At 41.5% G+C, this 24,985-nt stretch carries 22 protein-coding genes, 1 pseudogene and 2 CRISPR repeat arrays; of the genes and pseudogenes, 15 read left to right on the top strand and 8 right to left on the bottom strand.

All coding sequences use genetic code 11. The features are described 5' to 3' along the window. The first annotated feature begins 7 nt into the window (after nt 1–7). The 8 genes from G6Q48_RS13195 (at nt 8) to G6Q48_RS13230 (ending at nt 9,357) form a co-directional block, all read left to right on the top strand. Nucleotides 8–763: a flagellar basal body rod protein FlgF gene (locus tag G6Q48_RS13195; RefSeq protein WP_166266891.1), complete on the top strand. Its 756-nt coding sequence runs from the start codon at nt 8–10 to the stop codon at nt 761–763. A gap of 18 nt (nt 764–781) precedes the next feature. Then, complete coding sequence (flgG, locus tag G6Q48_RS13200) at nt 782–1,564, top strand: flagellar basal-body rod protein FlgG (RefSeq protein ID WP_166266893.1); 783 nt, start codon at nt 782–784, stop codon at nt 1,562–1,564. A gap of 69 nt (nt 1,565–1,633) precedes the next feature. Continuing rightward, nucleotides 1,634–2,416, top strand: coding sequence for a flagellar basal body L-ring protein FlgH (locus tag G6Q48_RS13205; protein ID WP_375373117.1), 783 nt, complete (start codon nt 1,634–1,636; stop codon nt 2,414–2,416). 35 nt (nt 2,417–2,451) lie between these two features. After that, nucleotides 2,452–3,555, top strand: a complete 1,104-nt coding sequence (locus tag G6Q48_RS13210) for a flagellar basal body P-ring protein FlgI (RefSeq protein WP_102139600.1) — start codon at nt 2,452–2,454, stop codon at nt 3,553–3,555. Next, the gene (flgJ, locus tag G6Q48_RS13215; protein WP_166266895.1) at nt 3,555–4,535 is read left to right on the top strand and encodes a flagellar assembly peptidoglycan hydrolase FlgJ; all 981 of its coding nucleotides are present in this window, start codon (nt 3,555–3,557) and stop codon (nt 4,533–4,535) included. Before G6Q48_RS13210 ends, flgJ begins: the two co-directional genes overlap by 1 nt. Before the next feature lie 141 nt (nt 4,536–4,676). Then, nucleotides 4,677–6,320 (top strand): flagellar hook-associated protein FlgK, encoded by a 1,644-nt coding sequence (gene flgK / locus G6Q48_RS13220; RefSeq protein ID WP_102139602.1) that lies wholly within the window; start codon nt 4,677–4,679, stop codon nt 6,318–6,320. Between the two features lie 28 nt (nt 6,321–6,348). Further along, complete coding sequence (flgL, locus tag G6Q48_RS13225; protein WP_166266898.1) at nt 6,349–7,284, top strand: flagellar hook-associated protein FlgL; 936 nt, start codon at nt 6,349–6,351, stop codon at nt 7,282–7,284. Nucleotides 7,285–7,563: 279 nt separating this feature from the next. Further along, nucleotides 7,564–8,012: a CRISPR direct-repeat array (repeat unit 28 nt; unit sequence GTTCACTGCCACACAGGCAGCTTAGAAA). 601 nt (nt 8,013–8,613) lie between these two features. Continuing rightward, nucleotides 8,614–9,357 (top strand): glycosyltransferase family 25 protein, encoded by a 744-nt coding sequence (locus tag G6Q48_RS13230; RefSeq protein WP_166266900.1) that lies wholly within the window; start codon nt 8,614–8,616, stop codon nt 9,355–9,357. 220 nt (nt 9,358–9,577) lie between these two features. Here the strand turns inward: G6Q48_RS13230 and G6Q48_RS13235 are convergent, their stop codons facing one another. Beyond that, entirely contained in the window at nt 9,578–10,660 is a 1,083-nt protein-coding gene (locus tag G6Q48_RS13235) for a glycosyltransferase family 9 protein (protein WP_166266902.1), read from the bottom strand. Between the two features lie 460 nt (nt 10,661–11,120). On the opposite strand from G6Q48_RS13235, the gene cas1f reads away from it, so the two are divergent. From cas1f to G6Q48_RS13270, 7 genes and pseudogenes are all read left to right on the top strand, one after another. After that, nucleotides 11,121–12,095, top strand: a complete 975-nt coding sequence (gene cas1f / locus G6Q48_RS13240; RefSeq protein WP_166266904.1) for a type I-F CRISPR-associated endonuclease Cas1f — start codon at nt 11,121–11,123, stop codon at nt 12,093–12,095. Then, complete coding sequence (gene cas3f, locus G6Q48_RS13245) at nt 12,092–15,547, top strand: type I-F CRISPR-associated helicase Cas3f (RefSeq protein ID WP_166266906.1); 3,456 nt, start codon at nt 12,092–12,094, stop codon at nt 15,545–15,547. Before cas1f ends, cas3f begins: the two co-directional genes overlap by 4 nt. Nucleotides 15,548–15,574: 27 nt before the next feature. Continuing rightward, the gene (gene csy1 / locus G6Q48_RS13250; protein ID WP_166266908.1) at nt 15,575–16,843 is read left to right on the top strand and encodes a type I-F CRISPR-associated protein Csy1; all 1,269 of its coding nucleotides are present in this window, start codon (nt 15,575–15,577) and stop codon (nt 16,841–16,843) included. After that, the gene (gene csy2 / locus G6Q48_RS13255) at nt 16,840–17,784 is read left to right on the top strand and encodes a type I-F CRISPR-associated protein Csy2 (protein ID WP_166266910.1); all 945 of its coding nucleotides are present in this window, start codon (nt 16,840–16,842) and stop codon (nt 17,782–17,784) included. Before csy1 ends, csy2 begins: the two co-directional genes overlap by 4 nt. 2 nt (nt 17,785–17,786) lie before the next feature. Further along, nucleotides 17,787–18,809 carry a type I-F CRISPR-associated protein Csy3 gene (gene csy3, locus G6Q48_RS13260; RefSeq protein ID WP_102139611.1) on the top strand — a complete coding sequence of 341 codons (1,023 nt, stop codon included), beginning with the start codon at nt 17,787–17,789 and terminating at the stop codon, nt 18,807–18,809. Nucleotides 18,810–18,817: 8 nt separating this feature from the next. After that, nucleotides 18,818–19,453, top strand: coding sequence for a type I-F CRISPR-associated endoribonuclease Cas6/Csy4 (gene cas6f / locus G6Q48_RS13265; RefSeq protein WP_166266912.1), 636 nt, complete (start codon nt 18,818–18,820; stop codon nt 19,451–19,453). 130 nt (nt 19,454–19,583) lie between these two features. Then, a CRISPR array of direct repeats spans nt 19,584–20,092; the repeat unit is 28 nt; unit sequence GTTCACCGCCACACAGGCGGCTTAGAAA. A 45-nt stretch (nt 20,093–20,137) separates the two neighbouring features. Continuing rightward, a pseudogene (locus tag G6Q48_RS13270) lies at nt 20,138–20,410 on the top strand (helix-turn-helix domain-containing protein). Between the two features lie 334 nt (nt 20,411–20,744). Here the strand turns inward: G6Q48_RS13270 and fliR are convergent. From fliR to fliL, 7 genes are read right to left on the bottom strand one after another with little or no spacing between them, the layout of a single operon-like run. Next, entirely contained in the window at nt 20,745–21,524 is a 780-nt protein-coding gene (gene fliR / locus G6Q48_RS13275; protein WP_166266914.1) for a flagellar biosynthetic protein FliR, read from the bottom strand. Between the two features lie 2 nt (nt 21,525–21,526). After that, entirely contained in the window at nt 21,527–21,796 is a 270-nt protein-coding gene (fliQ, locus tag G6Q48_RS13280) for a flagellar biosynthesis protein FliQ (RefSeq protein ID WP_102139615.1), read from the bottom strand. Between the two features lie 22 nt (nt 21,797–21,818). Continuing rightward, nucleotides 21,819–22,562, bottom strand: coding sequence for a flagellar type III secretion system pore protein FliP (fliP, locus tag G6Q48_RS13285; protein ID WP_102139616.1), 744 nt, complete (start codon nt 22,560–22,562; stop codon nt 21,819–21,821). A gap of 12 nt (nt 22,563–22,574) precedes the next feature. Next, complete coding sequence (fliO, locus tag G6Q48_RS13290; RefSeq protein WP_166266916.1) at nt 22,575–23,033, bottom strand: flagellar biosynthetic protein FliO; 459 nt, start codon at nt 23,031–23,033, stop codon at nt 22,575–22,577. A gap of 22 nt (nt 23,034–23,055) precedes the next feature. Continuing rightward, complete coding sequence (gene fliN / locus G6Q48_RS13295; RefSeq protein WP_004255621.1) at nt 23,056–23,472, bottom strand: flagellar motor switch protein FliN; 417 nt, start codon at nt 23,470–23,472, stop codon at nt 23,056–23,058. After that, nucleotides 23,465–24,472: a flagellar motor switch protein FliM gene (fliM, locus tag G6Q48_RS13300; protein WP_166266918.1), complete on the bottom strand. Its 1,008-nt coding sequence runs from the start codon at nt 24,470–24,472 to the stop codon at nt 23,465–23,467. The genes fliN and fliM overlap by 8 nt, the downstream gene beginning before the upstream one ends. Before the next feature lie 5 nt (nt 24,473–24,477). Then, entirely contained in the window at nt 24,478–24,957 is a 480-nt protein-coding gene (gene fliL, locus G6Q48_RS13305) for a flagellar basal body-associated protein FliL (protein ID WP_102139619.1), read from the bottom strand. Between the last annotated feature and the right edge of the window lie 28 nt (nt 24,958–24,985).

Genomic DNA, 24,985 nt, shown 5'->3' on the forward strand with positions numbered 1-24,985 from the left:
GGTGGCCATGGATCACGTCATTTATACCGCGATGGGAGGAGCGCGTCATGCGCTGGAAAACCAAGCGATTGTTTCAAATAACATTGCCAATGTGTCAACCGCAGGCTTTAAAGCGCAATTGTCCGCAATGCGTGCCGTACCGATAAATGGTGACAGCGAGCAAACCAGAACACTGGTGGTGGCTTCTACTCCCGGTGCTGATATGAGCCAAGGGCCGCTCAATTATACGGGTAAACAAACTGATGTTGCGTTGAATGATAAGCACTTTTTGGCTGTTGAGTTAGCAGATGGCACAGAAGCTTATACCCGTAACGGTAATATTCAAGTGTCTAGTGAAGGTGAACTTGTCATTGGCGAACGTCGCTTACAAGGTGATGGTGGGCCAATTAACGTTCCGCCAAATGCAGAATTAACCATTGGTGCAGACGGGACAGTTACCGCGCTTTTAGCCACTGACCCACCAACGATGTTAGGGCAAATTGGGCGTTTGAAAGTGGTTGAAGCACAGCCTCAAGACTTGCTCCGTGGCGAAGATGGCTTGTTTCATTTATCACCACAAGGGCAAGCGGCAAATGGCAATGTTTTGCCACAAAGTGAACGCGGAATTGTCACTGCGGGGGTGATTGAAGGCAGTAATGTCAATGCGGCAGAAGCTATGGTTTCGATGATTGCTAATGCAAGGCACTTTGAAATGCAAATGAAAGTTGTCCGCAGTGCTGATGAAAATGCACAACGGGCGAACCAACTGCTCGCTGTTAGCTAAATACAGTAAGGAATTATTATGATCCGCTCATTATGGATTGCTAAAACAGGGCTTGATGCCCAACAAACTAACCTTGATGTTATTTCGAATAACTTAGCCAACGTTAGTACCAATGGCTTCAAGCGCCAACGCGCTGTTTTTGAAGATTTAATGTACCAAAATATTCGCCAGCCGGGTGCCATGAGTTCAGAACAAACTTCGTTACCATCGGGTTTACAAATGGGAACGGGGTCACGCCCTGTTGCCACTATGCGTATTCACGCCCAAGGTGCATTAAATAAAACTGGAACAACGACAGATATCGCGATTAAAGGCCAAGGTTTTATCCATGTGCAAATGCCAGATGGTACAGATGCCTATACGCGAGATGGGGCATTACAACGTAATCAAGATGGCCAATTAGTGACATCCAGTGGCTACCAAATTGTCCCAGCGATTATGATCCCCGATAACGCTAACAGTTTGACGATTGCGCGAGATGGCACTGTATCTGTCACTGTGTATGGGGATACTCAACCGCAGCAAGTTGGCCAAATTACATTAACCACCTTCATTAATGATGCTGGTTTGGAAAGTATGGGGGAAAACCTGTATATGGAAACCGCCAGTTCGGGCGCACCAAATGAAAGTGCACCGGGTACCAATGGCGCAGGTTTACTTTATCAACACATGTTAGAAACCTCTAACGTCAATGTGGCAGAAGAGTTGGTCAACATGATCCAAACTCAACGTGCTTATGAAATCAACAGTAAGGCGGTATCCGCTTCTGACCAAATGTTACAGCGATTAACGCAATTGTAATGGGTAAAAATACGTAGAAATAACTCATTGCGATAGTGATGAGTTATTAATGAGAGGGACCTCTTCGTGATGATAAAACGTACACAGCAGCAAAAGAGTAACATGATGATTGAAAGCGGCACGATTTCTCAACAGCAAAAAGCAGCGTTGCTAACACGTTTCATAACACCTAAACAGGCAGGGTTACTTGCCATTTTGGTCTTAGTTACCAGCGGTTGTGCACAAATCAAATCGCGTCCATTAGTGGACACCCAAACCACGGCAATCCCAACAGCACCGACAGCACCTGCACCGAATGGCTCGATATTTCAAAGCGCTCAACCCGCTTACTATGGTTATCAACCATTGTTTGAAGACAGGCGTCCTCGTAATGTTGGCGATATTTTGACCATTAACTTGCAAGAAAACGTGAGTGCGAGCAAAAACTCCTCAGCGAATGCCAATCGTAGTGGGAAAACAGGTTTCTTAGCTGCGATCTTACCGGGTTTCATGCAAGGGTGGATTGGCGGTAAAAACACAGAATTAGATATTAAAGGTAACAGTGACTTTAGCGGCAAAGGCGGTGCCAATGCCAACAACACCTTTAAAGGCACCATCACTGTCACTGTAGACCAATTATTGGCGAACGGTAACTTACATGTGGTTGGTGAGAAACGTATTGCGATAAACCAGGGAACGGAGTCGATTCGTTTCTCAGGAGTGGTTAACCCGCGCACTATCGGCTCAGACAATCATGTGAGCTCGACACAAGTCGCTGATGCACGCATTGAATATGTGGGTGACGGCTATATTAACGAATCGCAAAACATGGGATGGCTACAACGCTTTTTCTTAAATGTTTCGCCTTATTAATTAAACATTAGCGAGAAAACAGCCGAGATAATTTAATGAAAAACAACGTATTAATTTTGCTATCACTATTTTTTTGCTTCGCTTTTTCAGCACACAGTGAGCGTATTAAAGATTTAACTACCGTTCAAGGCGTGCGAGATAACGCGTTGATTGGCTATGGTTTAGTTGTGGGTCTTGATGGGACAGGTGACCAAACCATGCAAACGCCGTTTACGACCCAAAGCTTGAATAACATGCTGTCGCAAATGGGCATCACGGTGCCACCGGGTACCAATATGCAATTGAAAAATGTAGCTGCGGTCATGGTCACCGCCAAATTGCCTCCTTTTGCACGTACAGGGCAATCCGTGGATATTGTCGTTTCCTCAATGGGTAACGCGAAAAGCTTACGTGGCGGTACGTTGTTGATGACTCCCTTAAAAGGGGTTGATGGGCAAATTTATGCGATGGCTCAGGGTAACATCTTAGTGGGTGGTGCGGGTGCCAGTGGCGGCGGCAGTAGTATTAAGGTCAATCAACTCAATGGCGGTCGTATTACCGGTGGAGCAACTATCGAACGTGAGTTGCCGAGCAGTTTCGGGCAAAGTGGTGCGATTAACCTGCAATTAAACGAAGATAGCTTCACATTGGCACAAGATATTGCGGATGCAATTAACCGAATGGGCGGTATGGGAACCGCGTCTGCGTTAGATTCTCGGACAGTGCAATTACTGGTTCCTGCCAATAATCGCGACCAAGTGCGCTTTTTAGCACGAGTGCAAGAACTGAATGTGCGTGCGCCAGTGGCTGAAGCGAAAGTGATCCTCAATTCACGCACCGGCTCTGTGGTGATTAACCGCAGTGTCACACTAGATAGCTGTGCTGTTGCACACGGTAGTTTAGCGGTCACGGTAGAAAGGCAAACTCAAGTGAGCCAGCCGGACACCCCATTTGCGGGTGGGCAAACCGTGGTGACACGAAACACCAGTGTCGGAGTACAAGATAGGGGCGGAGCATTGCAAAAAGTCAACGCCAGTGTGCAATTAAACCAAGTCATTCAAGCGCTGAATACACTCGGTGCAACGCCAAACGACTTGATGTCGATACTGCAAGCGATGGAAAGTGCAGGCTGTTTACGTGCGAAACTGGAGATCATCTAATGAGTGACATGCAGCTATTGCAAGGTGCCGCATTTGATTTACAGTCACTGGGGCAGTTAAAAGGTGAACTGAATAAAAATTCGGAGCAAGGGCTGCGCCACGTCACGCAGCAACTTGAGGCAACATTCGTTCAATTGATGCTAAAAAGTATGCGTGACGCACTTCCGCAAGATGGTTTATTTTCCAGCGACCAAACGCGCATGCTTACCAGTATGTATGACCAGCAAATCGCCCAAGATCTATCGCAAAAAGGCTTAGGTTTTGGGGAAATGATGTACCAACAGCTCACTCGAGACCAACATACTTCAAGCGAGCCAACATCCAACAGCTTACTAGCGTTAGATGAAAAAACAGCACAATCATTACCACCATTTAATATGGAACAAATGATGCGCCACTTTGCACCAATGGGCGATGCTCTATCGGCGCCATTCCAAAAAATCAAAGCCTTATCACTTAATAGCAGTAATTTTATTAGCCGCTTAATTGAACCCGCAAAAGCGGCAAGCCAAAACAGTGGTATTTCACATTTTCTGGTATTGGCACAAGCGGCATTAGAAAGTGGATGGGGGCAGCGCGAAATTCTGAAATCAGATGGAAAAACCAGCCATAACCTATTTGGGATAAAAGCGGGAAAAAACTGGGAAGGGCCTGTCACGAATATTATGACAACAGAAGTGATTAACGGCAAAACCATCAAAATGCGTGATGATTTCCGCGTTTATGGCTCTTATGAAGAGGCGATTGCCGATTATATCAACCTATTGACCGAAAACCCGCGTTATAAAGATGTCAAAAAAGCACCGACACCAGAGATTGCCGCACGCCGTTTACATCAAGCTGGATATGCCACAGACCCCGGTTACTCGGACAAGCTTATCACTTTGATTAATCAAATACGCGGCCATCAACCGACAAGTAGCCTCTCGACGTCAAGGGCGGTTCAGGCTTACACCATCGATTTGAACGATATTTTCTAAAAATACGGAATTATTGCGAGTTTGGGCTAAATAAATACGCTGAATTTCCGATAACCAAATATGCTCTAAATACTTTGCGTTGCTATCGCTTTTATTGTGTCAGCCAATGGCGGCGATAAGCATCCAGAACAGGAAAAGCTTATGCTGAACAATGTAATGAATAATGCGCTCAGTGGTGTGAACGCTGCACAAGGCGGGTTAAGTGTGATTTCTAACAACTTAGCCAACGCAGGTGTAGGTTACTATCATCGCCAAAGTGCTGTTTTCGGGGAGAATCCCGGTACGATGACACCTAATGGCTATTTTGGTAACGGCACTTATTTCAGCCATGTTCGCCGTGAGTTTGATGAATTTGTCAATGCGCAGTACAGCCAATCCCGCGCGCGTAGCGGCGACTATGAGGCGTACGTTAAGAACTGTAATAAAGTTGATGATTTGCTTACTAATGATATCGAAGATATCTCGAGTAATATTGGCAGCTTTTTTACTGCGTTAGACGCGGCCAGCAGTGATGCCAGTGACAAGACATTGATTGACGTTTTTTTAGGCAACTCAAATGCATTATTGAGCCAGTTTAAAGAAGCAGATCGTCGTCTGCAGGAAATGGAACGCGATACGAATCATCAGATAGAAAATAAAGTCAAAGATATCAATATCTACGCTGAAAAAATTGCCGGTTTAAACCAGCAAATTTCGCGGATCCGTTCAGTAAGTGGCTCAGAGCCAAACGATTTATTAGATGTGCGTGACCGTTTAGTCAATGAAGTTAACTCATTGGTTGGTGTGAAGGTTATTGAGCAAAACGGAAACTATAACGTGACGTTTGCCAATGGCTTGCCGTTAGTCACTGGTGAGAAAGCGAATCGCCTGGAAGCGGTTCCGTCTTCTAAAGATGATAGCCGTTTTAGTATAGGTTTTGTGGGGGCGAATGGCCAAGCGCGTGAAATCCCTGATGAATCATTCCGTGGTGGGGAGCTCAGTGGTATCTTGCGTTCTCGTCAAGAAGTCATGGACCCTGCTTATCAAAAACTCAATAAGTTAGCATTGGTTTTCGCGACTAAATTCAATGAAGTTCATAGCAAAGGTTATGATGCCAACGGTAACACTGGTAAAGACTTCTTTGAAATGGGTAAAGGCAGCGTTGTTAGTAACACCCATAATAGTGGCAAAGCAGATTTTGATCTCAGTTATAGCGATGTGTCTAAAGTGACAGGCAATAACTACGAAATGCGTTTTGACGGCAATGAATGGAATGTCACACGTTTACCCGAAGGCATTAAAGTTCCTGTAGATTCCAATACTGCGGGTACACTGAAATTTGATGGTTTAGAAATCAAAATCAGCAATAGCACGGGTATGTCTAAAGGCGACTCATTTCTGGTGAAGCCAGTGAGTGGTGTGATCAACGGTATGCAGGTCTTGGTAAGCAATGCATCTGATTTCGCAGCTGCTGGAAGTAAAGACAGCGGCCCAGGTGATAATGAAAACATTAAACAACTGGTTAAACTGCAAGACGAAAAACTCATTGATGGTAGCTCCACGTTTTCTGATTTCTATGCAACGTTAGTTAATGATGTGGGCAGCAAAACCAAGCAAGCGCAAATTGATTCTGAAACACAGAACAAAATGACAGAAAGCTTCTATGAACAAGAGCAAGCTATCTCTGGCGTGAATATGAATGAAGAAAGTATTCAGATGCAGAAAATCCAACAGTTTTTCAATGCCAATGCGCAAGTGCTAAAAACAGTGGATGATTTATTTAACGCATTGATGCGTGCATTCTAAATATTAGCGATAGAATAAGGATTTAGCGATGCGTTTAAGTACTAATATGATTTATCACCAACGCTTGCAGGACATGAACAGCGCTCAAGCGCGTTGGATGGATGCAGGAAGCCAATTAGCGTCTGGTAAACGTGTAAGCAAGCCTTCTGATGACCCGCAAGCGTCTTCGCAAGCGGTGCGGATTAACCAATCAGAAGACCGTAATCAACAGTATGTTGCCAGTCGTGGATTTGCTAAAACAGGAATGACGTTGCAGATGAGCATTTTGACTCAGATGACAGATGTGACGACACAAATCGATACCACAATTATTCAGGCATCAAACCAAGGTAGTTTAAGCGATAAAGACCGTAATACCTTGGCAGAGCAACTCACGGGGCTGAAAGAGCAGTTAGTGGCGTTGGGCAATTCGACTGATGGCAATGGCCGATATATTTTCGCGGGTTTTAAATCAGATAAACCACCATTTGAAATCGATGCTAACGGTGATGTGTTGTATCACGGTGGCGACAAAGCGATTATGCAGAATGTGGCGAGTGACCGTGAGATGACGACTTATTTCACTGGCGCGCAAGTGTTTGATACGGACAGTAACGGGGTTGTCAATATTTTCAAAGCGCTGAATACGGGTATTGAGTCACTGAAAAAACCACTGCAAGGCGCACCTCAAGCAGATTTAGACCAAGCGCAATCTGAGTTAGGTGACGCGAACCGTGCCATTAAATCTGCATTAGATCAAATTTCCAATATTGAAGCTAAGCAAGGTTTACAATTACAAGAAATTGATAAATTGAATTTTTTAGCTGACACGCGCTCAATTCAAAACGCAGCCCGTAAAAGTGAGTTGTTAGAAACTAACTGGACTGGCACCACCACAGATTATTATAAAGAAAAAGCGATGTTTGAAGCTTCACAAAGTATTTTTAAAGACTTAAATAGCATGTCACTTTTCGGTAGCCGTTAATTATTTAATATTATTTTTACTCACCGCGCTGTGGAGTGATCCAAGCGCGGTTTTTTTGTTTGGTTTTTTTAGTCACTACTTCAAAGTTTGAGTTCACTATTTGTGTTTTTCATATTGCATAAATTTGCGTTTGTTTTACCCTAATTTGACCTTTGATTTTTGCTCTTTAAAAATTCATTCACTAAACAATAAGTTGCAACCAGTACTGAAAATAAAGCTATTTTTCATTTTTTAAAGTTAGCACGTTGTTTTTATTTGTTTTAATCTACAAAAGTTATAGTTCACTGCCACACAGGCAGCTTAGAAAACCAATACTACCCCCTAAATTTTGTTTATGCCGTTCACTGCCACACAGGCAGCTTAGAAATCATTATCCTTATGTTTGATGTTAGTTTGTAGTGTTCACTGCCACACAGGCAGCTTAGAAAATCTGCTGCGCACCGAACTTTTGAAATGTTAGGTTCACTGCCACACAGGCAGCTTAGAAAATCATCATGTCGTTATGTTTACCGCCGAACATGTTCACTGCCACACAGGCAGCTTAGAAAGCTTAATTGCGGTTTTTTTACGTTCAAAATTCGTTCACTGCCACACAGGCAGCTTAGAAATTACAAGTTTACAGCCAGTTTTAATCCGCTCTGTTCACTGCCATACAGGCAGCTTAGAAAAATTTGAATTTGAATCGCTTGCTCTGCTGAAAGTTCACTGCCATACAGGCAGCTTAGAAAGTCAGATGTAGATACCATCTCTAGAAGCGAACTCAAAATTAATGAAGGTTAATTTTGGCTGATATCTTATTTGATTTTTTATACCCCCCAAACAGATTTGAATCAGCTTTTGCGTTGTAGTCCATAATGCTGCTCGAGTCTCAGATTTAAAAAATTCTATTGGTATTGCTAATTGTTCATTGTATTGACTGTATTTTGGCATAAAAAGCGCGGTAGTAATTGGTTGTCCAACTATTGGGGGGCACTTCGCTTTTAAATTTTCCTTAGGGTTTTCTTTTTGTAACAAAGCTAAACTAGATATCTAATTTCACTTGAACATCAATATGTATTTTGAAATAGATGATAAGCCACCATAACGGTAGCTTTTTGCTGTTAGATGACTTTACTATTTGATAGTATGAATTCCCTAATGTTTCACAATGGTTAAGTAGTAGCCTATGATTTTTTAAGTACTGATAGAAAAGTGAAAGAGTTAGGCATGCAACTTGAAAGTCGTAGCCAGTATCGATTTAGTCATAGCCATTAGCGTGTAAGTACCATATTTTCTAGGCTATAATTCATTAAGTATAGCAGTTTAAACCTCACATATGTAGGTATACAAATGATTGTTTTTATTATCAATCTGAAAGAAAGTTCTGAACGTCGAATGAAAATACAAATTCAGCTCGATAAAACTAAATTGAAATATGAATTTATCAATGCGATAAACGGGAAAGATCTATCAGACACTGAGCTTAAAGAGATTACTTATGACTATCCAAATTGTATGCTTTCAAAAGGTGAAATTGGATTTGTTTTAAGCCATTTGTCAATTTATAAAAAAATGGCAGATGAAAACATTGAGCAGGCATTAGTACTAGAAGATGATGCCACACTACCTCATAACATCGAATATGTAGTATCTAAAATAAAAAAAATAGATAAATTAACTAAGCCAAACATTTATTTATTATCATGCGTTGATAGTTACATAAAAAATCAAAAACTAGATAACAATATTTTCAAAGTTTATCAAGCTATTCGCTCTCATGCATACATTATCAACAAAAAAGCAGCCAAAAGACTCATATCATTCCAAACCCCAATTAAGTACGAAGCTGATATGTGGTGGTATTTTAGATATTTCAACTGTGCTAATATATATTGTTTTATACCGTCAGTCATACCTTATGATGATGAAACTAAAAGTATTTCTTTAATTGAGCAAGAGCGCCTACCATTAATAGAATCGAGAGAAAAATACAGAAGTCGACTTCGGAAAAAAATAAGAAATTATCAATATTATAGATTGAAAGATCTATTTTTAAAGAAAGTACTTCTAAAAATTGAATATTGTAAAAAATAACACTGGACGGGGCCTATAAACATAAAAACGCACAAGTTAGAATACTGATAGGGATGTAGAACGGGTCTACTTATTTCTTGATATTGCAGAGTACATGTACGTAAGACTTGGAGAACATTAAGAAAAATGGGGGGTAATGATCTTGTGTCAGTAAAAAAACTTGATATGATAATAAGCCGATTGTTACAACGGCTCTATTTTATGGGGTTAATTAGCAGTATTAATTTAAATCTTTACGCATAGCATTAATTAAGCGATTAACATCAAATTTACTCATAGGATCACCTATCGCAAGACCAAGATTATCACTAGTCGTTAGTTGAATTGCATTCGGGCTATTAGCACCAAAAATAATATTACAATTCTGATTTAAAACATTACGTTTATTATTATAGACACAATATTGTTTTATATTAAAAGCACTTGCTAAGTGAACAATCGCGGTATCTACAGAAACAACCACATCAGCATTTTCAACTAGTGCGAAAGAGTTTCCTGCATCACTATATGGATTTAACACCACATTTTCTAATGATTCACAGTTAATATTATGACCTAAATTAAAAACAACTGTTTTATAATCGTTTAGAGAGTTTAGATACTCGATTATTTCATTTATTTGTTGCATTGAAAAAGAACGTTCACTTTGTGATGCATAAGGATTAAGTATGATTAGTTTTTTATTTTCTTTTATTGAATTAGCATAGTCATGAGCAGACGAAAATTTGACACTATCAAAAGATAATTTGTATTGATAATTTTTAGTATCTAGCTTTAAATAGTCTAGAACCTTTCTCATTCGGTCAGTCAAATGAGACCCACCGTCACTGTGTAGATTTATATCGTATATACTTGCTTTAGGCTGATCGAAACCAATTGATTTTGCAGGGTTTAATAGAAATAAGGTTTTTAACCTATGGCGTATAGAATGGTCAAAATCAAAAATATCAATAACTAGATCAATATTAACTTTTTTTAATTCACTCACTAGTTCAGGTATTTTCTTTTTATCAAAAGAATAAAAACCATCATTCCCGATAATATCAGAAAATAAAAAACTTAATTCTTCTGGAGCAATAACGTATACTTTTTTACCACTAGACCTAATTTTTTCAATTAGACCTGATGTAATAATAGCATCTCCTATAGCCTTTGCGTGCATGAAAATGCATACGTTATTGCAATCATTTACATCAATGTTTTGTTTTTTATAAAAAAGCTTCATAAACCATAGGTTCAGTTTAAACTTGATTTTTTTTGTTTTTTCATTTCTATATCTATTTATCTTTCTTAATATATTCATCTTCTAATTTTCACACTTAAATTTTATAAGTAAGAGCATAGCTATTATAATAATTATGATTGTAAGTTATTCAACTTAAATATTACTGATAAATGATTTAAGACCACATTCCCTTACTGTCGTAGTACATCAGCATCAAAATATATATCAATTATTCTTACTCGACATTGACTAACCCTATACCACAGCATCAATATGATATAAGCGTTGGTTACAGCGAAAGCCGCCCTTGAGCCTGAATTTTCTGTCTTCCCTGAATAGATGTGTGTAGTTGTCGAGGTCACTGCCATAAACCGCATAAAAAAGTTATCAAAGAGGTATTTTTTACTCACCATTTTGTGAAACTCTTCGCAAATTGGACTTTAGTCATGGGTTAAGGCTTGTTTCGTAAGTTAAAGCTTATTCTAATAGGATTAATTGATTCAAAAATCTTATTATTTAAGGACGAAATTTAGCGTTTATGGATGATTTCTCGCCGAGTGACTTAAAAACTATTTTGCATTCAAAACGTGCCAATATGTATTACTTGGAACATTGCCGAGTGATGCAAAAAGACGGTCGAGTGCTCTATTTTACCGAAGCCAAAAACGAAAACCTCTATTTCAATATCCCGATTGCGAATACTACAGTTTTATTACTGGGAACAGGAACCTCCGTCACTCAGGCGGCGATGCGAATGCTATCCCAAGCAGGGGTACTCGTTGGCTTCTGTGGTGGTGGGGGAACGCCACTGTATATGTCCACCGAAGTTGAATGGCTAACGCCACAAGGGGAGTATCGGCCAACAGAATACCTACAAGGCTGGTTATCTTTTTGGTTTGATGATGAAAAACGTTTAGCGGTGGCTAAAAAATTACAGCGGTCACGCATCAAGTACTTACAACAAGTATGGCAAAGCTCACGTGAGCTACAAAATGAAGGTTTTACCTATAACGACAGCACTATCCAATCCGCATTAAACATCTTTCACCAACGCACTGACGCAGCCCAAGATACACAAGAATTATTACTCACCGAAGCCCAACTGACTAAAACCTTGTATAAGTATGCAGCGAATAATACGGGGCAAAAGAATTTTACGCGTCAGCACCAAGCCACCGACAAGGCTAATGACTTTTTAAATCATGGTAATTATTTGGCTTATGGATTGGCGGCGAGTTGCCTTTGGGTATTAGGTATTCCTCATGGCTTTGCGGTAATGCACGGTAAAACTCGTCATGGGGCTTTAGTCTTTGATATTGCTGATTTAATTAAAGATGCCATTGTTTTGCCGTGGGCATTTATTTGCGGTAAAGAAGGGGCGAGTGAGCAAGAGTTTCGCCAGCAAATTTTGCAATCCTTTGTTGACCATCAATCCCTTGATTTTATGTTCGATACCGTCAAGTCACTGGCTTTACTAGCAACAAAAAATCCACAACAGGTGACGTCCCTATGATGGTTACCTTTGTTTCTCAATGTGAAAAGCATGCATTAAAACGAACTCGGCGAGTGTTAGATGCATTTGCTAACCGAATTGGTGATAACACATGGCAAACCTTGATCACACAAGAGGGTTTGCAAATGGTTCAAAAATTGTTGCGTCGTAGTGCCAGCCGTAATACGGCGGTAAGCTGCCATTGGATACGTTCTCGTTCGCGCAGCCAGTTACTTTGGGTGGTTGGCAACAAAAATAAATTTAACTCGCAGGGGTATGTTCCGGTTAACCGAACAGAAAAGTCCTTATTGGCTAGTGAACGTGAAAATAATTGGAAATATCTGCCGTTAATCAATGCATTAACGCGTTTAGCTGCCTTGCTTCATGACTGGGGAAAAGCCTCTCAGTTATTTCAAGACAAATTAAACCCGCACAGTAAAAACCATTTTAAAGGGGATCCGCTACGTCATGAATGGGTTTCTTCATTATTATTCAGTGCATTGGTAAAAAGCCAAGGTGATCCGCAACAAGACGAAAGCTGGCTTGATGCACTAGTTAACTCCTCATGGCATGAGCTGCAATTACAAACGTGGGTAAAGGAAAATAATCATTGTGAAACACCACTCAGCCAATTACCTGATGCGGCCTCGTTATTGGTGTGGTTGATTGTTTCTCATCATAGATTACCGTTTTTAGCGAATGATAAAGAACGTTTATTCTATGCAGATAAAGCCTATGATTCGTTAGCAGAACTGTTAGAGACAGTGGATAAACAGTGGGGCTACCAAAATTACTATAATGAAGCTGATTATTCACAGCGTATTCATCAATGTTTTGAATTCCCATATGGCTTATTGAGCGAGTCAAAAGTATGGCAACAAGCACTCAGTCAGGCGGCAGAACACCTTAAGCATCAACTTCCTCTGTTAAACGAAGCGTTAGAGAATGGCTGCTGGCGGTTGGTTGCGGAACAGGCGCGCTTATGTTTGATGTTAGGGGATCATAATTATTCATCAAAAGAGGCTGACCCGACATGGCAGTCAGATATTCCATTATATGCCAATACCCAACGTTTGCATGGGCACACTGAATATAAGCAACGGCTCGATGAACACTTAGTGAATGTGGCTAATATTGCGGCTAACGTCACGGAATACTTACCATTCTTCGCAACTGAGCCGCCTGTCGCAAGTGACATCAACGAACTTAAACACAATAAACATGCCACAGGGAAATTTAGCTGGCAGGAAGATGCAGTTAACGCCATTAATCAATATCGAGAAGAACAACAAGATAAAACGCAAGGGTATTTTATTGTTAATATGGCGAGTACCGGCTGTGGTAAGACAATCGCTAATGCCAAAATTATGCAGGCGCTAGCGGAAGATAAACAAAGTTTGCGGTTTATTTTAGCGTTAGGGCTGCGAACACTGACCCTACAAACAGGGGATGAATATCGAGACCGATTAGGCGTCGAAGATGATAACCTTGCTGTGCTGATTGGTTCAAAAGCGGTATTAGAACTCCATCAAGAACAACAAAATAACATTGAAGAACAGCCTCTGTCAGTGGAGTCAGGCTCTGAGTCCCAAGAAAGCCTTTTTGATGATGAAAGGTTAGAACTAAACTGGCAAGGCAGTTTACCGGAAGAAGAGCTCTCTACGGTATTAACAAGGTCAAAAGACAGAGCGTTGCTGTACGCGCCGATCTTAGCCTGCACCATAGACCATATAATGGGTGCCACAGAAACCACGCGAGGTGGGCGTTATATCCTCCCTTACCTGCGGTTAATGTCATCTGACTTAGTGATTGATGAGATTGATGATTTTACGGGGGATGACTCGAAAGCGATTGGGCGTTTAGTCTATCTAGCTGGGGCCTTGGGCCGTAAGGTGATGATTTCATCTGCTACTATTCCCCCAACATTAGCACTTTTCTATTTTAAGGCTTACCAATTAGGTTGGCGAATACATGCACTTAGCCAACAAAAATCACTGCAAGTGGGGTGCGTATGGGTGGATGAGGGGCAATATGACGGGAAGAAAGATAAATGTTTGCGTTCATGCCAAATTGCAACCATCACGGCTGTAGATGATGACATTACTCTTAATCATTACCGTCAATACCACCATACTTTTATTGAAAAACGCATTAAAGTGCTGCAATCACAGGCAGCGCGTCGCAAAGCGTTTATTGTGCCGATGCAAAAAGAACAAGGCTCTGATCGACAAACGCAATATTTTTCTCATATTCAGCAGGGGATCTTAGGCCTGCACCAAATGCATTTCTGCACTGAAAAGCAAACCCAACTGCAAGTCTCCTTTGGTGTTGTACGTGTTGCCAATATCCCCGTTTGCGTTGTATTAACCCATTATTTATTAGCGAGCGAATGGCCGGAAGGAGTAGAAATTCGCACGATGGCTTACCATAGTCAGCAAGTGCTGCTGCTACGTCATGAACAAGAAAAACACCTTGATGCGGTATTGAAGCGCAAAGAAAAAATAGGGGAGCCCCCGGAGGCTTTCCAAAACCCCGTCATTCGTCAACATATCGACCATGTTCATCAGCAAGGTAACGCGAAACAGCTTATTTTTATTCTAGTAGCAACACCTGTTGAGGAAGTCGGACGCGACCACGACTTTGATTGGGCTGTAATTGAACCATCTTCTTATCGCTCTATTATCCAAATGGCTGGGCGAGTGCATCGGCACCGAGAGGGGGAAATTAGCAGCCCCAATATTGCCTTGTTGCAATATAACTGGAAAGGCTTTATTGAAGAAAAACCACAAGATGTTTTTTATAAACCGGGCTATGAAAATGGCAATCTAAACCTACGGCTATTCACCCATGACCTGCGTGAGCTGGTGGATGAGCCGCAATTGCAAAATTCTGTCGATGCGATCCCTAGAATTCAACAAATCCCGAATTGGAAACGTCAGCAAAAAAACAGTTTGGCTTGTTTAGAACACGCATCAATCGAGCGATTGATGGGCGATATTACCGATTTTAAACCCAAAACAACAACGCATTCACGCCTGCTTTCTCAAACAATAGAAACTCCGTTAAATACACCTAACACGCTTTGGGGATATACCTGTGGGGCTTGGGGGCTAACAGCTCTTTCTCAGCAGTTTTTTTCATTTAGAAAAAGTGAACCAACAATGTGTTTATCGTTGATTTTATCAGCAAAAAATAACCCGTATTTTTGTGAATATGATAAAGACAGTGGTTGGGTAAAAGTTGATGGTAAATATGGGATAGGTTTTCAGCCACTGGCCGAGCCACTAAAACAGAGATTATGGCTAGTGCGTGATTATCAGCAATCCTTAGAAAGCCGTGAAAATGAATACCAGTCAGCGGAACAACTTTCTCGACGTTATGGCGAAATCAGTTTCTCACCACGCGAAAAAAGTGGAGTTCATTTTTATTATAACGACCAAATGGGACTCAGCACACTTAATGTTTCCGAGTAAAAAATTCAGTCATAAGGACCATTTACTATGTTAGATCCAGCAATAGAGGCCTTTTTTGCGGAGCGCAAAGAGGGATGGCTTAAAAAAAATGTAAAGGCGTCGATGAGTGATAATGAACTTCTGCAATTGCAGCAGGAATGTGATGCGGCTTTTTCATTGTCACAGTGGTTGCCGAATGCGGCAAAGCGGGCAGGGCAAATATCGTTATCCACTCACCCTTGCACCTTTAGCCACCCAAGTTCTCGAAAGAACAAAAATGGTTATGTCACTGCAATACTGGCCAGTTCTGCTCAGGCAAATGACGGTTTTTTGCGAACAGGGAATGTTGTTGTTGAGACGGACGCGTTAGGTAATGCAGCAGCGCTTGACGTGTATAAATTCCTTACCCTTGAGTTGCAAGATAACAAAACATTATTGGCGCATATTGAGGATGAAACGTCATTAGCAAAAGACCTGCTTAAACAAGGCGATGAAAACTATCAAGCCCTGCGGGACGGTTTTCTGGCTATGGTTGTGTCAGATGATACGGTAGCGACGAGTTCAAAAATCAAACAAGTTTATTTTCCTGTTTGGCTAGAGGATAGCGAATATCACTTATTATCACCATTAACCCCATCAGGCTTAGTTTTCGAACTGCGTAAACGCATTGATGCTATTCGATTTTCTGAACAGACTAAAGCACTGCGAGACTTAAAACGTAAAGGGGAATTTAGCGACATTGGCTATCAAGAAATTTATGGTCTTACAACCATTGGTTACGGGGGAACTAAGCCACAAAATATTTCCGTGCTCAATAATCAAAATGCAGGTAAAGCGCATTTGTTACCCTCACTTCCGCCTAAAATAGCGCAACGAAAGCTACGTCTACCCACTCATGATTTCTTTTCAAACACGTTAAATCCTTGGCAAGTAAAAGAAAGCTTAGAGGCATTTCATGGCTTGATTTCACTACCCAAAGAGCTGCGTGGCAGCCGTTTTATTGAATATCGGGATAGACGAATTCAAGAATATCTCGATTACGTTATGTTAACCATGTGGGAAGTACGGCGCGAATTTGAACAATATGGCATTCAATTACCAGCCGAACTCGCTAAAGTACAACAAACTTGGTTGTTTCCAGACCAACAGCGGCGCAATAACTCAGATGAATGGTTAGAGGAGGTGATCCTCCTTATTGCCCAGCAATTTATGCGGCATTACAAAAAAGTACTGGGGAAAAAAGCGATAAGTTTAGGGGATGATGAACTTGCGGCTATCGCGGACGTTATTGCCATTAATAAGGAGCTATTACGATGAGTTCCACTTATATACTTAAACTGCCGCATTTAAAAATTCACAATGCAAATGCGTTATCTAGCCCTTATACCATTGGTTTTCCAGCCATGACGGCTTGGTTAGGTTTTATGCATGCCCTAGAGCGCAAACTGGGTGACGATGGCTCGCTAAATATTATTCTCGATTCCATCGCCATCATTAGCCATGACTGTGACTTACAAACTTATCGTGGGGCCAATGATTATGTTAGTTCCATTGTGGGAACAGGCAACCCATTAAATAGTGATGGCTCGCGCTCTGCATTTATCGAAGAAGCCCGTTGCCACTTAGACGTTTCTTTGTTGATTAAATATGGCATTAAAAACAATAAGGTGATTGAAGGTCTTCCTGAATATTCACCGCTACTAGATGTTATCCATGATTTAGTGATGACCATGAAACTCGCTGGGGGCGATATTCTGTCATTAGGGAAGCCATCGGTGCATATTTTGCCATCGGAAGATGCGAATGGGAAATATAGACAAAAGTTACTCAATAGCGTCATGCCTGGCTATGCATTGATTGAGCGTCGCGACTTAATGATTGGCGCAATGAATAATGGGCAAGATGCCATAGATGCTCTGTTGGATCATGTGGTCGTGGAAAACTATTGTGTTGATACTGGAAAAGAAAATGGGAACAAGACGTCATTTGAATGGCGAACTCAGCGTAAAACGGCAGGCTGGATTGTTCCAATAGCAACTGGATATCAAGGTATCTCCCCGTTAGGACAAGCAAAAAACCAGCGAGACTCAGAAGTGCCACATCGGTTTGCTGAAAGCGTCGTTACGTTAGGGGAGTTTGTATTAGCGAGTCGCGTGAATAACATTCATGAAATTTTGTGGGGATTTAAGTTTGTTGAGTCCCAAAACCTGTATTTATGCCAACAAGTGGCAGCTAACTTTATTTCGAGTGGAGAGTAATAATGGCGAAGAATAATGATGTTGCATCGGTTTTAGCATTTGAAAAAAAATTGGTTCCATCAGATGGCTATTTTTACGGTACATGTTGGGATAATAAATCGCAATTTTCACCATTGTCGTTACAGGAAAAATCTGTACGAGGGACGATTTCAAACCGCTTAAAAGGCGCGGTGAAAAGTGACCCTTTAAAATTAAATTCAGAAGTGGAGAAAGCCAATTTACAAACAGTGGATGCCTGTGCATTAGGGACTGAGCAAGACACTTTGGTTCATCAGTTCACCTTAAAAGTGCTTGGAGGCGTTGAAACGCCATCGGCTTGTAATAACGCATTGTTCAAACAAAGCTATGCGCAAGCGGCTAAAGATTACATTGAAAAACAAGGCTTCCAAGAACTAGGCCGCCGTTATGCCCAAAATATTGCCAATGGGCGCTTTTTATGGCGCAACCGTGTGGGGGCTGAACAAATCGAGGTAGTAGTTAAAGTCCTTAATAAAGGCCAATCAATGGAATGGGTGTTTGATGCGACACAATACAGTATTCATCAATTTGATGCGAAAGATGAAAAAATCACTCAGTTAGCTGAAAAGATTGCGGCGGCCTTAGCACATCCCCAAGGCGCTTTACTATTAGAAATTACTACCTATTCTCAATTAGGTAAAGCACAAGAAGTGTACCCGAGCGAAGAATTGGTGATGGATAAAGGCAAAGGGGATAAAAGCAAAATCTTATATCATGTAAATGGACATGCAGCGATGCATTCACAAAAAATTGGTAATGCTTTGCGTTCTATTGATACATGGTATCCCGCGTATGGTAGTGAAAGCGGCGCAGGGGCTATCGCGATCGAACCTTACGGTGCTGTGACTAACCTTGGAACGGCTTATCGGACACCAAAAGATAAGCAGGATTTTTATACCCATTTTGATAAATGGGCGCGGGGTGAAAAACTACCACGCATTGAAGATGAACACTATGTAATGGCGGTTTTAGTACGCGGTGGCGTGTTTGGTGAAAGCGACAAATAAGGTGGGCTATGAATTATTATCAGGAAGTCACTTTATTGCCTGACTCAACAGTTCCACTGGATTTCCTCTGGCAAAAAGTTTATCAGCAAATTCATATTGCGCTGGCGGATAATAAGACGTCTCAGGGGCATAGCACGATTGCAGTTGCCTTCCCTGAATATGGCAGCGTAGGCTTTCGCTTAGGCAAAAAAATCCGTTTACATGCGAAAACACCAGCTGAACTTGAGCTGTTAAATGTGCAAAAGTGGTTAGCACGGTTAATGGATTACGTGCATATTAAATCGATTCAAACCGTACCTGAACAGCATGTCCAAGTAAGCTATATTCGAAAGCATGTAAAAGGTCAGAGTCGAATTGAAGCCGATATGCAGCAAAAAGCGCGATTATGGTCTGAAAAATCAGGACAACCATTAGAACAGTGCTTAAAGACGTTGTCTGCGAGTAAGCCAAAGGCGGCTAATCGCTTGCCATTTATTTGGGTTGAAAGCTTACATGCCAGAGATAAGCAAGCTGAAAGCCGGTCTTTTCCTTTGTTTATTAAAAGGATAGACGCTACACAAAAGCAAGTTGGGGTGTTTAGTTGCTATGGTCTTAGTCAAGCAACTAATGACTCAGTTTGTTTAGCAACGGTTCCACATTTTTGACCTTTGTTTTTTGCTCTTTTAAAATTGGTTAATAAATCAGTAAGTTATAATTATCAATAAATAAAAGGGTATTTTTCGATAAATACCCTTAACTGATTGTTATTACTTGTTTTTTGTTTTAAAGTGCATTGTTCACCGCCACACAGGCGGCTTAGAAAGATTTAATGATAATGAAGCGTTAATTAATCAAGTTCACCGCCACACAGGCGGCTTAGAAAACAGACCATAACGCCGAGCTTGTCCACGGCTTGTTCACCGCCACACAGGCGGCTTAGAAAACATGCGGTTCAGGATGCTTAGTGGACGGGTAGTTCACCGCCACACAGGCGGCTTAGAAAAGCTATGGGGAACACTGGAAGATTTAGAAGCAGTTCACCGCCACACAGGCGGCTTAGAAAATAACAGGATTTCGCCAACCGTCATGGCGTCATGTTCACCGCCACACAGGCGGCTTAGAAATATGCGCATCGTCAATGAAGATGATTCCGATGGTTCACCGCCACACAGGCGGCTTAGAAAAATCGAAGCCGTAGTTACTCAATACTATATTCGTTCACCGCCATACAGGCGGCTTAGAAGATCGTCGTGAGGATGACGTACTTCGCCCCAGTGTTCACCGCCACACAGGCGGCTTAGAAATTGTGTTGCGATAAAGACAGGAAACTATATTGGAGCTACTAAACGATGAAAACACATAAAGAGCTACATGATGAATGGATGAAAGATCCAGAATACCAAGTTGCTTATGAAGAAGAAATTAGAACTGAAAAATTGCAGGCAATGCTTAAGGCGTGGCGAGAGTCAGCTGGGTTAACAAAAGTTTAAATCGCTGAAATTATAGGGGTTAATCCATCAACTATCACAAGGTTGGAGAGTAATGTGAATAATGCGAGTATTAAAAGCATTGTAAAGTATGCAGCTGCATGTGGTATTAAAAACCCTGTAATCGCCCTTTAAGATAAACTTTATTTACTTTTAATTAGTCATCCCATATTAACTTTTAATCTTTACGTTAAAAACAATTCATCTTAGATTTCTCTCCGTACCGTATTAATTAAGTAGATAGATAACTGTCAATTGACAGCTTAGAAACGAAACAAGTAATGGGTATGATTACCGCCACGCAGGCGGCTTTTTATGATAATGCCTGAAACAAGTATTGGGTTTTATATGTCGATTTAATAAAAGGAAAAGTCAATGAGTTTTGAATTCGAAATAAGTTTTTATATATTTACTTTAAGAATCAGAATGACCAAATGGTTTTACTAATTAATTGATTAAGTATCGATACTCAAACAAACAAATTAAACATCAACGATAACTGCTCGAAAGCTTGGTGGATAAGCCGCTCGGTGTAGCGGGGGAGGATAGAGATAATCACTCCTAACATACTGATACCGATAGTTAAGGTGAGGGGGAACCCCACGACAAACACCGACAACTGCGGGGTCATGCGGTTTAGGATACCCAGAGCAAGGTTTAGAATTAAAAATAAGGTGATAAACGGCAAAGCTAACATTAACCCATTAATAAATATAGTGTTAGCAAATTGAGCAAATACCCAAAAACTATCGCGATTTAATGGTGCGGTTTGAATTGGGAGCAGTTCAAATGAATTGACCACGATATAAATAAGCCACAAGTGCCCATCGAAAGCGAGAAACAATAAAAGGGTGATGACGTTAAATATGCGACCTAAAATCGGCATATTGGGTCCACCTGTTGGGTCAAAAAAGGTGGCGAACGATAACCCCATTTGTAAACCAATCACTTCCCCTGCATGACGTACGGCAGCAAATGCCATTTGCATTGTGAGCCCCATCGCAACACCAATCACCATTTGTTGCACGATAACCCATAGCCCCATAGCAGAAAACAATGGGATATTGACGACCGGAAGTTGGGGGGAAACAATCAAGACGACAAAAAAAGCTAATGCGACGCGAACTTTGGTAATTGCCTGTTTTTCATTAAAAAAGGGCGCTGTACCAAGCAGCGCCAAAAGGCGTATGAAAGGGTAGAAACCTTGGCTTAGCCACAGTGTGAGTGTTTCACTGGTAATGGTTAGCATTGTTAACCAATAATAAAGGGTAAGCTGCTAAGCAAAGACCGCATATAGTCAATGAGCAAATTCAGCATCCAGGGACCCGCAATAATGATCACGGAAATGACCGACAAAATTTTAGGAATAAAAGACAATGTCATTTCATTCACTTGTGTGGCGGCTTGCAGTAAGCTGATAATTAAACCCGCGGCTAAAGCGGCTAATAACAAGGGAGCCGCTAGCATCAGTGCGATTTTCATCGCCTCTGTTCCCATCGCCATCACTGATTCAGGTGTCATGACTACTCCGAGTAAAATAATCCTAATTAAAAAAGCTTTGCGATAATGAGCCAAGCAATAATTGCCAGCCATCGACTAATACAAACAGCATTAATTTGAATGGCAATGAAACTGTTGCGGGGGGAACCATCATCATCCCTAATGCCATCAAGACACTAGCCACCACTAAGTCGATGATTAAAAATGGAATAAAAATGGTAAAGCCAATTTGGAATGCGGTTTTGAGTTCGCTGGTAATAAAAGCGGGTACTAAAATACGTAACGGAACATCTTTCGCTTCTTGAATTTCACCCACTTTCGCTATCCTTGCAAACAGGGCTAAGTCAGATTCGCGCGTTTGTCCTAACATGAAGGTTCTTAATGGGGCGGTTCCTTTCTCTAAAGCCGTTTCGAGGCTAATTTTGTCTTCGCTAAACGGCTGGTAGGCTTCGCGGTAAACTTGGTCGGCAACGGGTGACATCACAAAAAAGGTCAAAAATAGTGCCAAGCCTAGTAAGACTTGATTCGGAGGAGCGGAGGGCGTTCCGAGTGCGTTACGCAATAAACCTAAAACAATAATGATGCGGGTAAAACTGGTCATCATTAACAATAAGGCGGGAATAAAGCCTAGTAAGGTTAAAAATAATAGCGTTTGAACGGGTAAAGACCAAGTTTGACCGCCATCTGCCATTGAGTGGCTAATAATGGCAGGCAGTGCCGCAGAGGCGGAATTTGGCAATAAAAACAAGAGGGCAGTAATCGTAAATAGAGATTTAAAAGATAACATGAGCGTTTCCGATTACTTATGTATAGATGTAACTGAAGCCGCAAATTTTGCAGCCTCTTGTTTTTTCTTTAATAAAGACTGAAATGTGAGTGGTTCAACTGGCAATACCATTGTGTTTTCAGGCTCTGACGGATATTGGTGTAAGAGGCTGATATTTTGTGAGGTGACACCTAATACCAAACACTCATTGTTCACCTCGACAACCACAACGCGTTCTTTATTACCTAGTGAGCAGCGACTTTTGATTTTTACGATTTGCTCTTTGCCCATTTTTTTTGGGGCAAATCCTAATTTTTTCACCAACCAAGCCCCTGCTAATATCAATAAAATGATCCCCCCTAAAGCGCCCGATATTTGCGTCAAGCTATCATTGTGGTCAATAGCCGGTGCATTAGGTTCACTGGAGGAAACGGTTGTTGATAAAAAAGGCACAGATGTCGGTGCCTGCTCAGCTTGATTGGATATTGCCATTATTATCGACTCATGTTGTTATTTAACGACTTAAACGGCGCATACGTTCGGAAGGCGTAATGATGTCAGTAATACGAATACCGTAATTGTCTGAAACCACGACCACTTCACCCTGTGCGATCAAATAGCCATTGATTAAAATATCCAATGGTTCACCCGCTAAGCCATCCAGAGACACCACAGAACCTTGGGATAAGCTCAGTAATTTTTTTATGGTCATTTTAGTGCGGCCCAGCTCTACTGACAGGCGCACTGGGATGTCCATGATCATATCGATGTCGGACAATTGGTTTAATGGGTTTTGTCCATCAAAGTTATCAAAAGCCTGTGCACCAGCTGAGGCGGATTCCGCTTTTTTTTGCTGTTCCAGCGCTTCAGCCCATAGGTCTTCACTGTCGTGATTGGTTGATGCATCAGGAGAGTTCTTCGCCTCACTCATTGGTACTTTCCTCATCTAGAGTGTTTAATACAGGGTTAATCAAATGTTCTACACGCAATGCATACTGGCCATTTTGAGTACCGTATTGACTGGTTAATACGGGAACACCATCAACATTAACGATGAGGCGGTCAGGCTTCTCAATTGGGAGCACATCCCCTTTTTGCAGTTGCAGTAAGCGAGAAATTCGCATTGGAATGTCAACAAAGTTGGCGACCAATTCAAGTTCGGAGCGTTTTACTTGGGTAACAAGGTTGGTTACCCACGTTTCGTTTTCTTGGTGACCTTGTTCCATTGGTGGGTTAATTAAGCGCTCACGCAATGGCTCAATCATAGCGATCGGAATACAAATACTGAATTCACCAACGGTATTGCCTATCTCCACTAAAAACGGTGTGGTGACTACGATGTCATTTGGGGACGTCGTGATATTAGTGAATTTGACTTGGATTTCAGAACGCACATATTCCACTTCAATATCAGCAATGGGTTTCCAAGCATCGCGATATGCCCCTAAAGCGAGCTTGAGCATGCGATTGATAATACGTTGCTCAGTTTTGGTAAACTCTTTACCTTCTTGTCGTACAGGAAAACGGCCATCTCCACCAAACAGATTGTCGACAGCGATATAAACTAACGCAGGCTCAAAGGTAAACAATGCTGTGCCCCGTAATGGCGGCATATGAATTAAGTTTAAGTTAGTTGGGACAGGTAAATTACGTGCAAATTCGTGATAAGGTTCGATTTTAATCCCACCCACCGTAATATCTGGGCTGCGACGTAACATATTGAACAAACCCATACGGAATTGGCGAGCAAAACGTTCATTGATGATTTCGAGAGACTGCATTCGTTCTCGAATAACTCGACGTTGAGTATTCGGGTCGTAAGGGCGAACATTATCTTTCCCTTGCGTCTCTGGTACAGGCGTACTGCTTGATGGCGTATCGTCATTAAGCAGCGCATCAATTTCGGCCTGAGATAAAATATTATCGCTCATGAATATTACCGCAGAATAAAAGTAGTGAATAACACATCAGAAATATCCTGATCGGTATCCCCCGGGATCAGGGTAGGGGTGAGGGTTTGCTTAATATCTTTCATTAACTGCAACTTACCTTCATGTGTCTCGATATTTTTTGCTTTTTGCTCTGAAAGCAGCAGTAACAAACGGCTACGTACTTCAGGGAGGTATTCATGAAGCTGTTTACGCGATTTTTCATTCGCGAGTCGTAAAGTCACATGGATATAGAGCACGCGATCAGGCGTATCAGCAGCACCGGTTAAATTGACGGTAAATGGCTCTAATTCCATAAAAATAGGCTGTGGCATATTCGGGCGCTTTTCTTCTTCACTATCCGTTTGTGCGCCTTGTTGTGTCGTCCACCAGGTATAACCCCCAAACCCTGCACCAGCAAGGGCAAGAAGGGCAAATAGAATAATCAACCCTTTGTTGGAACTGTTTGATTTTTTGCTCGACGACATTTAGCTGAATTCCTGTTTCTTGGGTGCT

Source organism: Providencia sp. M-27 (genome assembly GCF_011077905.1).
Lineage (GTDB): Bacteria > Pseudomonadota > Gammaproteobacteria > Enterobacterales > Enterobacteriaceae > Providencia > Providencia huaxiensis.

Bases quoted from the DNA above. Each gene is read 5' to 3' on its own strand.
- flgJ (WP_166266895.1), top strand. From the start codon at position 3,555: ATGAGTGACATGCAGCTATTGCAAGGTGCCGCATTTGATTTACAGTCA.
- fliN (WP_004255621.1), bottom strand. From the start codon at position 23,472: ATGAGTGAGGCGAAGAACTCTCCTGATGCATCAACCAATCACGACAGT.
- fliP (WP_102139616.1), bottom strand. From the start codon at position 22,562: ATGTTATCTTTTAAATCTCTATTTACGATTACTGCCCTCTTGTTTTTA.
- cas1f (WP_166266904.1), top strand. From the start codon at position 11,121: ATGGATGATTTCTCGCCGAGTGACTTAAAAACTATTTTGCATTCAAAA.
- csy1 (WP_166266908.1), top strand. From the start codon at position 15,575: ATGTTAGATCCAGCAATAGAGGCCTTTTTTGCGGAGCGCAAAGAGGGA.
- G6Q48_RS13230 (WP_166266900.1), top strand. From the start codon at position 8,614: ATGATTGTTTTTATTATCAATCTGAAAGAAAGTTCTGAACGTCGAATG.
- G6Q48_RS13235 (WP_166266902.1), bottom strand. From the start codon at position 10,660: ATGAATATATTAAGAAAGATAAATAGATATAGAAATGAAAAAACAAAA.
- csy2 (WP_166266910.1), top strand. From the start codon at position 16,840: ATGAGTTCCACTTATATACTTAAACTGCCGCATTTAAAAATTCACAAT.
- fliO (WP_166266916.1), bottom strand. From the start codon at position 23,033: ATGGCAATATCCAATCAAGCTGAGCAGGCACCGACATCTGTGCCTTTT.
- fliQ (WP_102139615.1), bottom strand. From the start codon at position 21,796: ATGACACCTGAATCAGTGATGGCGATGGGAACAGAGGCGATGAAAATC.
- csy3 (WP_102139611.1), top strand. From the start codon at position 17,787: ATGGCGAAGAATAATGATGTTGCATCGGTTTTAGCATTTGAAAAAAAA.
- G6Q48_RS13195 (WP_166266891.1), top strand. From the start codon at position 8: ATGGATCACGTCATTTATACCGCGATGGGAGGAGCGCGTCATGCGCTG.
- cas3f (WP_166266906.1), top strand. From the start codon at position 12,092: ATGATGGTTACCTTTGTTTCTCAATGTGAAAAGCATGCATTAAAACGA.
- flgL (WP_166266898.1), top strand. From the start codon at position 6,349: ATGCGTTTAAGTACTAATATGATTTATCACCAACGCTTGCAGGACATG.
- fliR (WP_166266914.1), bottom strand. From the start codon at position 21,524: ATGCTAACCATTACCAGTGAAACACTCACACTGTGGCTAAGCCAAGGT.
- G6Q48_RS13205 (WP_375373117.1), top strand. From the start codon at position 1,634: ATGATAAAACGTACACAGCAGCAAAAGAGTAACATGATGATTGAAAGC.
- fliL (WP_102139619.1), bottom strand. From the start codon at position 24,957: ATGTCGTCGAGCAAAAAATCAAACAGTTCCAACAAAGGGTTGATTATT.
- G6Q48_RS13210 (WP_102139600.1), top strand. From the start codon at position 2,452: ATGAAAAACAACGTATTAATTTTGCTATCACTATTTTTTTGCTTCGCT.
- cas6f (WP_166266912.1), top strand. From the start codon at position 18,818: ATGAATTATTATCAGGAAGTCACTTTATTGCCTGACTCAACAGTTCCA.
- flgK (WP_102139602.1), top strand. From the start codon at position 4,677: ATGCTGAACAATGTAATGAATAATGCGCTCAGTGGTGTGAACGCTGCA.
- fliM (WP_166266918.1), bottom strand. From the start codon at position 24,472: ATGAGCGATAATATTTTATCTCAGGCCGAAATTGATGCGCTGCTTAAT.
- flgG (WP_166266893.1), top strand. From the start codon at position 782: ATGATCCGCTCATTATGGATTGCTAAAACAGGGCTTGATGCCCAACAA.